The sequence below is a fragment of the Streptomyces sp. NPDC003036 genome (assembly GCF_040611175.1).
GTDB lineage: Bacteria > Actinomycetota > Actinomycetes > Streptomycetales > Streptomycetaceae > Streptomyces.
Map to the genome: position 1 here is coordinate 68,876 of NZ_JBEXNO010000036.1, position 12,703 is coordinate 81,578.

Annotated in this window: 11 protein-coding genes and 1 pseudogene; 10 read left to right on the forward strand and 2 right to left on the reverse strand. The window is 72.2% G+C overall.

The window, feature by feature from the left end; translation table 11 throughout:
* Window positions 1–6: 6 nt before the first annotated feature.
* Entirely contained in the window at window positions 7–408 is a 402-nt protein-coding gene (locus ABZX67_RS24760) for a hypothetical protein (protein WP_355363731.1), read from the reverse strand.
* Between the two features lie 91 nt (window positions 409–499).
* Between ABZX67_RS24760 and ABZX67_RS24765 the strand changes: the two are divergent.
* The 5 genes and pseudogenes from ABZX67_RS24765 to ABZX67_RS24785 form a co-directional block, all read left to right on the forward strand.
* Window positions 500–709, forward strand: a pseudogene (locus ABZX67_RS24765) (endonuclease/exonuclease/phosphatase family protein); the annotation flags it as partial.
* Window positions 710–727: 18 nt separating this feature from the next.
* Window positions 728–955: a DUF2630 family protein gene (locus ABZX67_RS24770; protein ID WP_355363733.1), complete on the forward strand. Its 228-nt coding sequence runs from the start codon at window positions 728–730 to the stop codon at window positions 953–955.
* A gap of 64 nt (window positions 956–1,019) precedes the next feature.
* Window positions 1,020–2,966 carry an FUSC family protein gene (locus tag ABZX67_RS24775; protein WP_355363767.1) on the forward strand — a complete coding sequence of 649 codons (1,947 nt, stop codon included), beginning with the start codon at window positions 1,020–1,022 and terminating at the stop codon, window positions 2,964–2,966.
* 57 nt (window positions 2,967–3,023) lie between these two features.
* Window positions 3,024–4,502, forward strand: a complete 1,479-nt coding sequence (locus ABZX67_RS24780) for an APC family permease (RefSeq protein WP_355363735.1) — start codon at window positions 3,024–3,026, stop codon at window positions 4,500–4,502.
* Window positions 4,502–5,512 (forward strand): hypothetical protein, encoded by a 1,011-nt coding sequence (locus tag ABZX67_RS24785; protein ID WP_355363738.1) that lies wholly within the window; start codon window positions 4,502–4,504, stop codon window positions 5,510–5,512. The genes ABZX67_RS24780 and ABZX67_RS24785 overlap by 1 nt, the downstream gene beginning before the upstream one ends.
* 19 nt (window positions 5,513–5,531) lie before the next feature.
* Here the strand turns inward: ABZX67_RS24785 and ABZX67_RS24790 are convergent, their stop codons facing one another.
* Entirely contained in the window at window positions 5,532–7,580 is a 2,049-nt protein-coding gene (locus tag ABZX67_RS24790) for a PhoX family protein (protein ID WP_355363740.1), read from the reverse strand.
* 675 nt (window positions 7,581–8,255) lie between these two features.
* Here ABZX67_RS24790 and ABZX67_RS24795 point away from each other — a divergent pair.
* The 5 genes from ABZX67_RS24795 to ABZX67_RS24815 form a co-directional block, all read left to right on the forward strand.
* Window positions 8,256–9,245: a VWA domain-containing protein gene (locus tag ABZX67_RS24795; protein ID WP_355363743.1), complete on the forward strand. Its 990-nt coding sequence runs from the start codon at window positions 8,256–8,258 to the stop codon at window positions 9,243–9,245.
* 86 nt (window positions 9,246–9,331) lie between these two features.
* Window positions 9,332–10,939, forward strand: a complete 1,608-nt coding sequence (metG, locus tag ABZX67_RS24800; RefSeq protein WP_355363746.1) for a methionine--tRNA ligase — start codon at window positions 9,332–9,334, stop codon at window positions 10,937–10,939.
* Window positions 10,940–11,118: 179 nt separating this feature from the next.
* Complete coding sequence (locus ABZX67_RS24805; protein WP_355363749.1) at window positions 11,119–11,601, forward strand: SseB family protein; 483 nt, start codon at window positions 11,119–11,121, stop codon at window positions 11,599–11,601.
* The gene (locus tag ABZX67_RS24810; protein ID WP_355363752.1) at window positions 11,598–12,224 is read left to right on the forward strand and encodes a hypothetical protein; all 627 of its coding nucleotides are present in this window, start codon (window positions 11,598–11,600) and stop codon (window positions 12,222–12,224) included. The genes ABZX67_RS24805 and ABZX67_RS24810 overlap by 4 nt, the downstream gene beginning before the upstream one ends.
* Before the next feature lie 21 nt (window positions 12,225–12,245).
* A partial coding sequence (locus tag ABZX67_RS24815) for a putative T7SS-secreted protein (RefSeq protein ID WP_355363755.1) occupies window positions 12,246–12,703 on the forward strand: 458 nt, incomplete at its 3' end.

Consider the following 12,703-nt stretch of genomic DNA (forward strand, 5'->3'; position numbering starts at 1 on the left):
GGACGCTCACTCGTGCGTGTAGAAGGCGTAGAACGCGACGCACCCCGCCCCCGCCGCCACCACCAGCGACACCCCCGCCGCCGTCAGGACGCTGGCGCCGCTCAGGCTGTACAGCCATCCGACGCCCAGCCCGGCGAGCGCGCCGTACGCCGCCGCCCGCAGCTCGCGCGGCAGGGACGCCTGGGTGCGGCGCAGCAGGTAGTACAGGCCGCCGAACACCACGCCGCTGACGAGGCCCAGCATCGCGATGCCGAAGGTGATCGAGCGGCCGTCGCGTTCGATGTGCTGGGCGTAGAGGGCGAAGAGGAAGCCGAGCACGACGGGGAGCTTCCAGCCCGTACGGGTCCGGGCGCGGGTCCGGTCCCGGTGGCGGTGACGGGCGTGTCCGGGTGCGATGTGTACGGACATGGCGGGCTCCTCTCACGTCACTCCCTCAGAGCACACCTGCCGCAGCCGTCCGGCAAGTGGATCAACCAACCCCTCCGAGGGCGGGCCCGGGGCCGGCGGCCTGCACGACGCCGCCCGCCTCGCGGGGCACGCCCGTACGCCCTCGTGGCCGCGCGAGGGGCCGCCCCTGCCGCCGTTCGTCCAGATCGACCACGTCCTCGTCGGCGACGACTTCTCGGTGCGCGGCGCCCCCTTCCTCGACGTGCCGGGCAGCGACCACCGGGCGGTGCTCGTCGATCTCGACCTGCGTGCCCGACCGTGATCCGGGAAGGTGGAGTCCATGGACAACGAGCAGATCCTCGACCACATCGGAGCGCTCGTCCGCGAGGAACGGGCGCTGCACGACCGCACCGGCGCCCTCACCGACGACGAGAAGGCGCGCCTGCGGTCCCTGGAGGCCCAGCTCGACCAGTGCTGGGATCTGCTGCGGCAGCGGCGCGCCAAGGAGGAGTTCGGCAAGGACCCCGACACCGCGACGGTCCGCCCGCCCGGTGACGAGGCCTACTGAGCCGCCGGGCCCCACCGGAGGAGGCGCCGGCCGGGCCGTCCGGCTGTCGCCGCCCGAGTGGCTGATGCGGGCCCTTCGCCCGCAGCCCGCGCCCATCCCGTGGGCCGCCGTCGCCCGCGCCGCCCTCGCGCTCACCGCGCCCCTCGCGGTCGGCCTCGCCCTCGGACAGCCGCTGTACGGGGCGCTGGTGTCGATGGGCGCTCTGTCCGGAGTCATCGGCGACACCGCCGACGCGTACCGGATGCGGATCTTCAACATCGCCGTGCCACAGCTCTTCGGCGCGCTCGGCGTCACCCTCGGCACGCTCGTGTACGGGGAGGGCTGGGCCGCCGTCGCCGTCCTCACGCTCATCGCGCTCGCCTCCGGCATGATCTCGTCGATCGGCGCGGTCGCCTCCGTCTCCGGGCTGCTCCTGCTCCTCAACGCCGTCGTCGGCGCCGGGCTGCCCATGCCGAGCCCCTGGTGGAAGGCGCCGCTGCTGCTCACCCTCGGCGGCGCGGTCGTCCTCGCCCTCACCCTGCTCGGCTGGCCGCTGCGCGGCGGCGTACCGGAACGGGCGGCCGTCGCCGCCACCTACCGCGCCATCGCCGCGCTCCTCGCGGCGGCGGGCACCCCGGCGTACGAGGACCGCCGCCCCGCCGTCACCCGTGCCCTCAACACCGCGTACGACCTCGTCCTCGCCCGCCGCGCCCGCGACCACGGCCGCAACCCGACGCTGGTGCGGCAACTGGCGCAGCTCAACGCCGTGATCCCGATCGTGGAGGCGGCGCCCGCGGCGCATCTGCGCGGCCGCCCGCTGCCCGCCGCGATCCCTGCGGCGGTGGAGGCCCTGGCGACGGCCGTCGAGACCGGCCGGCCCGCCGCACCCGCCGACCTGCGCCTCCCGGCCCCCGCCACCCCGTCCGAACGCGCCGTCGACCACGCCCTGCGCCACGCCGCCACCGTCGTCCACGGCACGGAGACCGGATCCCTGGACCGCCTCGACCACCCCGCCGCGCTCTCCGTACGCGCCCGGCGCGCCGCCCGCGACGCACTCGTCTCCGAGGGGTCGTGGCGCTACGGGCTGCGCCTGGCGGTGTGCATCGGCCTCGCGCAGTCGCTCGTCTCCCTGATCGCCGTCCCGCGCTCGTACTGGGTGGCGCTCACCGTCACCTTCGTCCTCAAGCCCGACTTCGGCTCGGTCTTCTCGCGCGCCGTGCTGCGCGCCCTCGGCACGGTCGCCGGGCTCGCCGTCGCCGCGCTCGTCCTCGCCGAGGTGCCGCGCGGCTGGTGGGACGTGCCGGTGATGGTGGTGCTGGCGGCGCTCATCCCGGCGTTCTCCGCGAAGGGGTACGCCTTCCAGACGGCCGCGATCACGCCCGTCATCCTGCTCCTCTCGGACTGGCTGAACCGGCAGGGCTTCGACCTGGTCCTGCCGCGCCTGTACGACTCGCTCCTCGGCTGCGCCATCACGCTCGTCGCGGGCTACCTGCTGTGGCCGGAGAGCTGGCACACCCGCATCGGCGACCGCCTCGCCGACGCGGTCGCCGACACCGCCCGCTATGTGTCCCGCGCCTTCGGCCCCGACGCGGAGCGGGACCCGGGCGCGCGGGTGCGCGCCCGGCGCCGCCTGTACCGGGACCTGTCGGCGGTACGGGCCGAGTTCCAGCGCGCGCTGACCGAGCCCCCTCCCACCGGCACCCGCGCCACCGCCTGGTGGCCGCTGGTCGTCGCATTGGAGCGGATCATCGACGCGACGACCGCCGCCCGCGTGCGCGTCGATCACGGCGCCCCGCCGCCCGACCCCGCCGAGGCCGCCGAGGTGGAGCGCCACCTGCGCGAGCTGGCGGCGGGTCTGCGCACGAGCCACGTCATCGCGGGCGTACGAGCGGAAGCGGACGACGGCGGAGACGGGGAAGAGGGGGCCGGCGTGCTCGGGCCGCTGCGCCAGGAGGTGCGGGCGGCCCGCGCGATCGCCTCGCCCGGGCCGGACTACGATGCGCACGATCCACGCGTGCAGAACCGCTCCTGAACCACCGCACCTACCGCTATATGCCGTCATATGCCGTGCCTTCCAAGGACATTCGCCATGCGCAGCATCACTCCCAGGGGTCTCCAGCCCAATGTCCTCGGTACGTTCGACACGATCGTGATGGCCATCGCCGGCAGCGCCCCCGCGTACTCGCTGGCCGCTACCACCGCCGTCCTCGTCGGCTCCGTCGGCCTGGCGGCGCCCGCCGCGCTGCTCTACTGCGCGATCCCGATGCTGGGCATCGTGCTGGCCTTCGGCCGCCTCGGCCGGATCGACGTCAACGCGGGCGCCGGGTACTCCTGGGTGGGGCGCACCCTCCACCCCTTCCTGGGGTTCCTCTCCGGCTGGGCGCTGGTGGTCGCCGCCACGATCTTCATGGTGGCCGGGTCGCTGCCCGCCGGGCAGCTGACCCTCGCGCTGTTCGACCCGTACCTCGCGGCGAACACCACGCTCGCCACCGCCGTCGGCGCGGGCTGGTTCCTGGCGATGCTGCTGGTGGTCCTGGGCGGGGCCCGGCTCACCGTACGGGCGCAACTGCTCATCACAGGCGTCGAGTTGGCCATTCTCCTGCTCTTCGTGGTCGGAGCGCTGATGCACCGCGGCGCGGCCACCGCGTTCGACTGGTCATGGCTCGGCTTCAGCCACTTCGACGGGGTCTCGGGCTTCGCGTCCGGCGCGCTGGTCGCCGCCTTCTGCTACTGGGGCTGGGACGTCACCGGCAACCTCAGCGAGGAGACCCGCGACAGCCGCCGCACCGCCGGCCTCGCGGCGCTCGTCGGCATCGGGATCGTCTTCCTCCTCTTCGAGACGTTCACGATCGCCGTCAACGTCATCCTGTCGTCGCACGAGATCCAGGAGGGCGGCACGGGCGTCCTGGCGCTGCTCGGCCGCGCGATCTGGCCCGGCTGGGGCGGCAAGCTGCTGATCCTGGCGGTCATGCTGTCCACCGTCGCGACCCTGGAGACCACGCTGATCCAGGTCACGCGCTCGCTGTTCGCGATGGGCCGGGACCGTACGATGCCGGCCGCCCTCGGCTCCGTACACCGCCGTTGGAACACGCCGTGGGTGGCCGTCACCGTGGTGGGGGCGGTGGCGCTGGGGCTGTTCGCGGCGGCCACGGCGCTCGGCTCGGTGGGCGACATCCTGGGCGAGGCGGTCCACGCCATGGGCCTGCAGATCGCGTTCTACTACGGCCTGGCGGGCATCGCGGCGATCGTGGCCTACCGGGGGATGCTGTTCGCCTCCGTGCGGGACTTCGTGCTGGGCGGGGTGTGGCCGCTGCTCGGCTCGGCGTACATGTTCTGGGTGTTCGTCACGGCGCTGGACGAGCTGAGCCGCACCTCGGTGGCGGTCGGCCTCGGCGGGCTGGGCGCCGGCGTCGTCCCGATGCTCTGGTACTGGCGCAAGGGCAGCGCGTACTACCGCTGCCCGGCCCGCCTCGACGCGGTGCGCGCGCTGGCGGCGGCGGAGCCGTACGGCGGCGTTCCGGGGCAGCGGCGCGGCGGTGCGGGCGAGCCGCTGGCGACGGACTTCTGATGGCGGCCTCGCGCCGGCGGTCGGGGCAGCGCCGTTCGGCGCGCTTCGCGCCCGCCTTCGACCCGGACTTCGGCGACCGGGCGCTGACCGCCGCCCGGCACGACATCGTCATCGGCCGCTGGCAGGGCGTACGCGACCTGCTGGCCGAGCCGGACGGGGACGGCGCGTGGGCCCGGCGCACGCTGCGGCTGCGGATGCTGGCCCACGCGGCGGCCGGCTCCTCGGTGGTGGAGGCGTGGCGGGCGGCCGAGCCGGACCATCCGGACGCGGCGGTGCTGCGGGCCGCGACCGAGGTCGTACGGCTCTTCACCACCGCGATCGCGGCGGGCACCCCGCCCGGGCCGGGCACGGCCGTGGACCGGGCGCGCCTCGACGCCACGGTCCTGGCCTGCCTGACGGCGGCGGACGCGCGGCCCGCCGACCCGATGCCGTGGGTGTCGCTGCTGACGGTGGCGCGGCTGTACGAGGGCGGCGTCGGGCGCCGCGAACTGCGCGGCTGGTGGGACGAGCTGCGGCGCCGCGACCCGCACAACCTGGAGGGCCACGTCCAGCTGCTGCGCTACTGGTCGGCGCGGTGGCACGGCACCCACGGCGCGATGTACGACTTCGCGCGGGACGCGGCGGGCGCGGCGCCGCCCGGCTCGCCGCTGCCGGTACTGGTGCAGATCGCGCGGGTGGAGGAGTACCGGTACGTCGTCGAGGGCGCGCACGGCCGGGGCCCGGTGCGCGGCTTCGACCAGCACTGGAAGCACGAGCTGGCGGCCACGGAGGTGCGGCGCACCCGGGACCGGTGGATCGGCGGCCGCCTGCCCGGGCCGGTCCGGCCGGAGGAGGTCGAGCCGCTCAACTGCCTGGCGCACGCGGCGTGCCACGCGGGGCTGCCGGAGGTGTACGGGGAGCTGTTCGGGTTGCTGGGGGCGCGGGCGTCGTGGATGCCGTGGGCGTACACGGGCGACCCGGCGGAGCAGTACGCGAGGTGGCGCGGGGGGACGGCCCGCGCCACCTCGTGACCCCCCGTGGGTCCCCGGGTCAGACGCCGATGTTCCGGCCGTCCTTGCGGTAGACGGCGACGACCGCCGGGCGGACGAGCTTCCCGGGCCCGTCGGGCCAGCTCGACGCCGGCTTCTCGACGGACGCGCCGTCGACCTCGCCCGGGTGCTGGACGGCGACGAGCACGCGCCGCTCCTGGATGACCGGCCCGCAGGTCTCGGCCCCGGTCGGCACGGTCAGGAACTGCTTCAGTTCACCGCGCCGTTCGCCCTGCGTGGCGACGGCGAACAGGCCGTCGTGGGAGCCGAGCTGGTTGCCGTCGGTGGAGATCCACAGGTTGCCGTACGGGTCGAAGGCGACGTTGTCGGGGCAGGAGATGGGGCTGACCTTGTCCTTGGGGTAGCCGGCGAAGTACGTCGCCGGGTCCTCCGGGTCGCCCGCGACGAGGAACAGCCGCCACGCGAAGCCGTCGGAGGCGGGGTCGTCCCAGTGCTCGGCGAGCTCCAGCACGTGGCCGTGCTTGTTGGTGGTGCGCGGGTTGGCCTCGTCGGCACCGGCCTTGCCGGCCGCGCCGCGGTCCTTGTTGTTCGTCAGCGCGACGTACACGCGGCCGGTGCGGGGGGACGGCTCGACGTCCTCGGGCCGGTCCATCTTGGTGGCGCCGACCTTGTCGGCGGCGACGCGCGTGAAGACGTACACCTCCTCGGCGGTCATGCCGGGGACGTGGCTGGTCGTCCCCGTCGCGAGGGGGATCCAGTGGCCGCTGCCGTCGAACTCGCCGTCGTTCGGCAGCTTGCCGGTGCCGTCGATGTCGGCCGGGGAGTCGCCGGTCAGCTTGGCGACGTACAGCGTGCCCTCGTCGAGCAGCGTCAGGTTGTGCTCGCGGGCGCGGCGCGAGGACCCCTTCATCATCCGCTTCGACGACACGAACTTGTAGAAGTAGTCGAACCGCTCGTCGTCGCCCATGTAGACGACGGGCCGGCCGTCGGCGGTCAGGCGCGGCTGGGCGGCCTCGTGCTTGAAGCGTCCGAGCGCGGTGCGCTTGCGGGGCGTGGAGTCGGGGTCGTACGGGTCGAGCTCGACGACCCAGCCGAAGCGGTGCGGCTCGTTGGGCTCCTGCTTGACGTCGAAGCGCTTGTCGAACCGCTCCCACTTGCGCTCGGTCGCGCCGGAGCCGATGCCGTACCGCTTGTCGGTCGGGGACGACCCGTGGGCGAAGTACTGGTTGAAGTTCTCCTCGCCATGGAGCGTGGTGCCCCAGGGGGTGGTGCCGCCGGCGCAGTTGTTGAGGGTGCCGAGGACCGTACGGCCGGCGGGGTCGGCGGAGGTGCGCAGCAGCGCCCCGCCCGCCGCCGGGCCGGTGAGCTCGAACGCGCTGGTGGCGGTGAGGCGGCGGTTGAGCGGGTGGCGGGTGACGGGCGTGAGCCGGCCGGAGCGGTGCTCCTCCTGGACCACGACCACGGAGAGGCCGTGCGCGGCCCAGGCGATCTCGACCTGCTCGCGGGTCGGGTTCTCGGGGTCGTACCCCTGGAACATCAGGACTTCGTCCGTGTACTCGTGGTTGGCGACCATCACCTGTCGCCCGCGCTCGCCGTGCAGGGGCAGCAGCGACAGGAAGTCGTTGTTGTAGCCGAACTGCCCGGCCTGCGCCTTCGCGGACTGCTTGTCGGCGTCGAAGGCGGGCGCGCCGCGCAGGATGGGCTCGCCCCAGCGGATGACGACGCTCTGGGCGTAGCCGTCGGGGACGGTGACCTTGTCGTCCGTGTTGGGCGCGACGGGCGTGAAGCGCAGCCCGCGGGCGCCGGCGCTCTTGTCCGCCGGGCGGGCCGTCGGCGTGGCGGCGACCGCCTCCTGTCCGCCCTGTACGGCGAGGGCACCGCCCGCGGTGGCGGCGACGGTCACGGCGGCGGTGGCGCGCATCATGGAGCGGCGCGACAGGGCGCCGGCTATGACGTCGCCGACGTACTCGTTGTCGCTGGTGTTCGGCACCTCGTGGAAGCAGGCGTCACCGCAGCGGTAGCGGCAGGTGAGGGCGGACCGACCGCCCCCGTGCGAGTGGGTGCTCAGCAGCGGCAGCAGTCTGCGCACTTCGTTCCTCTTCCTCGTATCGCGAATTCCGTCCGGCGTGACGCTAAGTGCGGATATGAGCAGGGCGGGGGCGACAAGATGAACGATGCATGAATCCGGGGCGTCGGGAGCGGGGTTGACGCGATTGCCCCTTGCCTTTCGGCGCCACACGGGGCGGCTAACCTTACGTGTCCGCCCTGGCCGGGGATGATTCCCGCAGTACGGACATACACGGCACCCAACATGCGAAAGGCCTCGCCCATGGGCATTCGGAGCTTGCTGCGCAAGGTGTTTGGACGCGACCGTGCGGAGCGTAACGAGTCGGCGGCCACGGCCCCCTCCGTCCCGCCCCAGACGGAACGGGCGGTGCCCCCGGCGACGACGGTTCCGTCGCAGACACCTTCTTCCGCCGCGGAATCCTCCGCCGCGGGATCCTCTGCTGCGGCATCCTCCGCCGCGGGATCCTCTGCTGCGGAATCCTCCGCCGCGGGATCCTCTGCTGCGGAATCCTCCGCTGCGGAGTCCTCCCCGGCGGAACAGGCGGCAGCGGACCTGGTGGCCGCCGCCTTCGACGCGCCTCGCCAGCGCCGCACGACCATCCCGCCGGCCCGGGACGCCTCGCCCGCGGTGCCGTCGCCTGCGGTGCCGGAGGCACGAGAGGGGCGTGAGGCGCCGGAGGTGTCCGAGGCACGTGAGGTGGCTGAGGTACCTGCGCCTGCGGCTGAGCCGGAGCCGGAGGTTGCCAAGGAGCCGGAGGCTGCCAAGGAGCCGGAGCCTGAGAGTGCTCCTGCGGTGGAGGAGGCCCCCGAGCCGGAGGCCGCGCCTGCCGCCGAGGCACCGGCGCCCGAGCCTGAGCCGAAGGCCGTGGCCCCTGCCGAGGAGCGGGAGGCGGAACCGGCGGCGGAACCGGCGGCCGCGCCTGCAGCCGAGGCCCCCGAGCCCGAGCCCGAGTCCGAGCCCGCAGCCGAGGCCCCGGTCCCGGCCGAAGCGCCGGCGCCGCCCGCCGGCAAGCCCGCGCACACCCTCGCCCGCGTCAAGGCGCGGGCGCCCCAGGGCGCGGTCGTGGACGCGTACAAGGCCGCCGGGTCCGTGCTGAAGAAGCGCGGGCTCACGGGGGCGCGGGCGAGCGTGTACCTGGTGCTGGACCGGTCCGGGTCGATGCGCCCGTACTACAAGGACGGCAGCGCCCAGCACCTCGCCGAGCAGGCGCTCGCGCTCGCCGCGCACCTGGACGAGGACAAGGACGCCACCGTCCCGGTCGTGTTCTTCTCGACGGAGGTCGACGGCACGGGCGAGGTGACCCTGGACGACGTCGACGGCAAGATCGAGGCGCTGCACGACAGCCTCGGCCGCATGGGCCGGACCAACTACGACCGGGCGATCGCCGAGGTGCTCTCCCGGCACGAGAAGTCCGGCGCGCCCGACCGGCCGGCGCTGGTGATCTTCCAGACGGACGGCGCTCCGGAGTCGAAGACGGCCGCGACGCAGGCGCTGGCGGACGCCGCGGCGCGCGCGGGCGGCATGCAGTGGCGGTTCGTGGCGTTCGGGGAGAAGGACTCCAAGGCCTTCGACTACTTGCGCAAGCTGCAGGCGGAGAACGCGGGCTTCTTCCACGCGGGCCCGACCCCGCGGGAGGTCCCGCACACGACCTTCTACCGCGAGATCCTCGGGGACTGGTCGGTCTGACGCGCCCAAGGGGGGAGACGCCCCGGCTGTCTCCCCCCTTGAAACGAAGGTGAGGGCAGCGCGCGGCGGCGGATAGGATTTCGACCATGGCGGCCACTGGATCCGAGAAGCAGGGGACGAAGGCGTACTACGTCACGACCCCCATTTACTACGTCAACGACGCTCCTCACCTGGGCCACGCCTATACGACCGTCGCAGGCGACGTGCTCACCCGCTGGCACCGTCAGCGTGGCGAGAAGGTGTGGTACCTCACCGGCACGGACGAGCACGGTCAGAAGATCATGCGCACGGCCGACGCGAACAACGTCACTCCGCAGGAGTGGTGCGACAAGCTCGTCGAGGAGGCCTGGAAGCCCCTCTGGGAGCACCTGGAGATCGCGAACGACGATTTCATCCGCACCACCGAGAAGCGGCACACGGACCGCGTCCAGGAATTCGTGCAGGACCTGTACGACAAGGGCGAGATCTACAAGGGCGGGTACGAGGGCCCGTACTGCGTGGGCTGCGAGGAGTACAAGCTCCCGGGCGATCTCATCGAGGCGGAGGACGGCACGAAGCTGTGCCCGATCCACAAGAAGCCGGTGGAGATCCTCAAGGAGGAGAACTACTTCTTCAAGCTGAGCGAGTACGGCCCGAAGCTGCTCGACTTCTACGAGAAGAACCCCGGTTTCATCCAGCCGGAGTCGGCCCGCAACGAGGTCGTGAACTTCGTCAAGCAGGGCCTTCAGGACCTTTCCATCTCGCGGTCGACGTTCGACTGGGGCATTCCGATCCCGTGGGACGAGAAGCACGTCATTTACGTGTGGGTCGACGCGCTGCTGAATTACGCGACGGCCGTCGGCTACAACGAGAACCCGGCGAAGTTCGACGAGACGTTCCCGGCGAACGTGCACCTGGTCGGCAAGGACATCCTGCGCTTCCACGCGGTGATCTGGCCCGCGATGCTGATGGCGCAGGGCCTGCCGGTGCCGGGCAAGGTCGCGGCGAACGGCTGGCTGATGGTCGGCGGCGAGAAGATGTCGAAGTCGAACCTGACGGGCATCAAGCCGCAGGACCTGACCTCGCACTTCGGCGTGGACGCGTACCGCTGGTACTTCCTGCGGGCGATCGCGTTCGGCAGCGACGGCTCGTTCTCGTGGGAGGACTTCACCGCCCGCTACACCTCCGAGCTGGCCAACGACTACGGCAACCTCGCCTCGCGCGTGGCGGCGATGGTCGGCAAGTACTTCGAGGGGGCGCTGCCCGCCGCGACCGCGTCCGGCGCGGCGGAGGAGGCGATCCAGGCAGGCCTGGCCACGGCGGTCGCCGAGGCCGACCGGAAGATCGGCGAGGAGCTGGACTTCCAGGGCGGCATCCTGGCGATCTTCGACTTCGTGAAGCAGGTCAACGGCTACATCACGGAGCAGGAGCCGTGGAAGGTGGCCAAGGACGACTCCGAGGAGGGCCGCGCCCGTCTGGCGACGATCCTCTACACCGCCGCGGAGTCCCTGCGCGCGGTCGCGGTCCTGCTGAACGCGGTCATGCCGGACACCTCGGCCAAGCTGTGGGACTCCCTGGGCGCCGAGCCCGCCCTGGGCCCCCTGGCCGACCAGCGCGTCCAGGACGCCGCCACGTGGGGGCAGCTCCCCGCCGGCGCGACGGTCACGAAGGGCGCGGTGCTCTTCCCGCGCCTGGAGGAGCCGAAGAAGGCCTGACCCCGTGCCCACCGACGCCGAGGCCGCCGCGCTCCCACCGGGAGCCGGCGGCCTCGCCGTACCCCGCCTGGAACCCCCCTGCACGTGGACCGGCCGTTCGAGGACGGCCGCCTGGCTGTCACCCGCTCCCGTATAGATGAACCGTAAAGTAACGTTGCGATCGAAAATCTGGTCATGGGATGATCGCCCTCATGGGGGTCGAGGGGGAACGACACGAGGGCGTCGGCTCACGTTCTGAGCAACACGCGAGTCCAGCCGAGTTGACGCGAGCATCGGACATTCCGTCCGAGTCGGAGGCTCAGGCGGCGGTGTCCCGGCGGGAGTTCGCCGTGCTGCTGGGTGAGTTCCGGCGTGCGGCGGTGTTGGTGCCGGTTGACCCGTACGGGTCGCTGTGGACGGCCGAGCAGGGGGGCGTCCGCTGGATTTGCGCGTTTTCGAATGAGGAGACGCTGGAGCGGTTCGCTCGCGCTCGGGGGGAGGCGGACCGTGCGTGGGAGTTCCGGGCCGTTCTGGGTGCGCGGTTGCTGGATGTGATGGTCCCCGCGCTGGGTGTACCGGCGGGTGTGGCCCTTGATGCGGGCAGTGAAGACGGGATGCTCTTTCCGCCGGTGGCCGGTGTTGTGCCGGAATCGGCGGTTGTGGACCTCGGGGGGACGCGATGAGTGGTGAGCAGCCGAATCTGGCGGTGTCCCAAGCCGCCTTGCAGCTGATCAAGGCCGGTATCGACAGGGCCCATGGAGAGCTGAAGGAGCACGGCAGGATCGGGGAGGCCACGGCGGGGCACGGCTTCGCCGATCTGAGCCTGTCGGCCATGGACATGGGTCACCCGGGACTGGCGCAGCAGTTCGAGACGTTCTGTGAGCGTTGGGGCTGGGGGGTGCGCACTTTGGTGCAGAAAGGGACCAACTTCGCGGCTGCGGTGGGCGTGGCGGCCGGTGGGTTCCAAGAGCAGGACCAGTACGTCAAGAACACGGTCAAGGTCGCGGTGAATTCGGTCAATGGCAATCCGCACCTGTCGGAGGAGGAGGTGGCGGCCAAGGACTGGGACGAAATCAAGTCGCAGCGCCCCACGGACAACCCCGATTACAGCGCCGAGTCGATGGCACGGGCGCAGGCGGAGACGGACCAGATGTGGCGGGACACGCGCTATGACGTGCTGGATGCGCAGATGGACTCCATGGAGCGATCCGGCCTGATCTCCGCACAGGAGCGTGAGCAGGCGGACTCGAACCTCCGCGAGGTCCTCGATCCGTCGCGGGAAGCGGTCGAGCGGGCGGGACAGTAAAGCAATCGGGGGGATGCGCTGATGTCGGGCTGGGACATGTTCGGCAAGGTCGTCGAGGGCGGTTACGACCGTGCTGGAGACGTGATCGATTGGGGGAAGGAGAAGCTCGGGGAGGGCATCGACAAGGGTTCCGAGATCGCGGGTGACGTGATCGAGAGAGCTGGTTCCGCGAAGCTCGCGGACGCGATCCGGGACGTGGGTGACCGCACCGCGTCGTCCTTGGGCGCCGAGATCGCTGAGCTGCAGCTGGGTGAGACCGAGGAGGCCGACGAGCTCATCCACGGCAACCCCGCCAAGATCAACAAGGCGGTGACGGACCTCCTCGACTTCCAGACCGCCTTCGACCTGGTCGGTCAAGGCATGAAGAAGCTGGACACCGGCGAGTGGAAGGGAGAGGCGGCCGACGCCTTCCGGGAGAAGTTCGCGCTTCTGCCTCCCGACTGGCTGCACGCCGCCGATGCCTGCGAGGCCGCGGCCAA

Excerpts from the sequence above, each read along its gene's own strand:
- ABZX67_RS24780 (WP_355363735.1), top strand. The coding sequence starts at position 3,024 with ATGCGCAGCATCACTCCCAGGGGTCTCCAGCCCAATGTCCTCGGTACG.
- ABZX67_RS24760 (WP_355363731.1), bottom strand. The coding sequence starts at position 408 with ATGTCCGTACACATCGCACCCGGACACGCCCGTCACCGCCACCGGGAC.
- metG (WP_355363746.1), top strand. The coding sequence starts at position 9,332 with ATGGCGGCCACTGGATCCGAGAAGCAGGGGACGAAGGCGTACTACGTC.
- ABZX67_RS24805 (WP_355363749.1), top strand. The coding sequence starts at position 11,119 with ATGATCGCCCTCATGGGGGTCGAGGGGGAACGACACGAGGGCGTCGGC.
- ABZX67_RS24770 (WP_355363733.1), top strand. The coding sequence starts at position 728 with ATGGACAACGAGCAGATCCTCGACCACATCGGAGCGCTCGTCCGCGAG.
- ABZX67_RS24810 (WP_355363752.1), top strand. The coding sequence starts at position 11,598 with ATGAGTGGTGAGCAGCCGAATCTGGCGGTGTCCCAAGCCGCCTTGCAG.
- ABZX67_RS24775 (WP_355363767.1), top strand. The coding sequence starts at position 1,020 with ATGCGGGCCCTTCGCCCGCAGCCCGCGCCCATCCCGTGGGCCGCCGTC.
- ABZX67_RS24785 (WP_355363738.1), top strand. The coding sequence starts at position 4,502 with ATGGCGGCCTCGCGCCGGCGGTCGGGGCAGCGCCGTTCGGCGCGCTTC.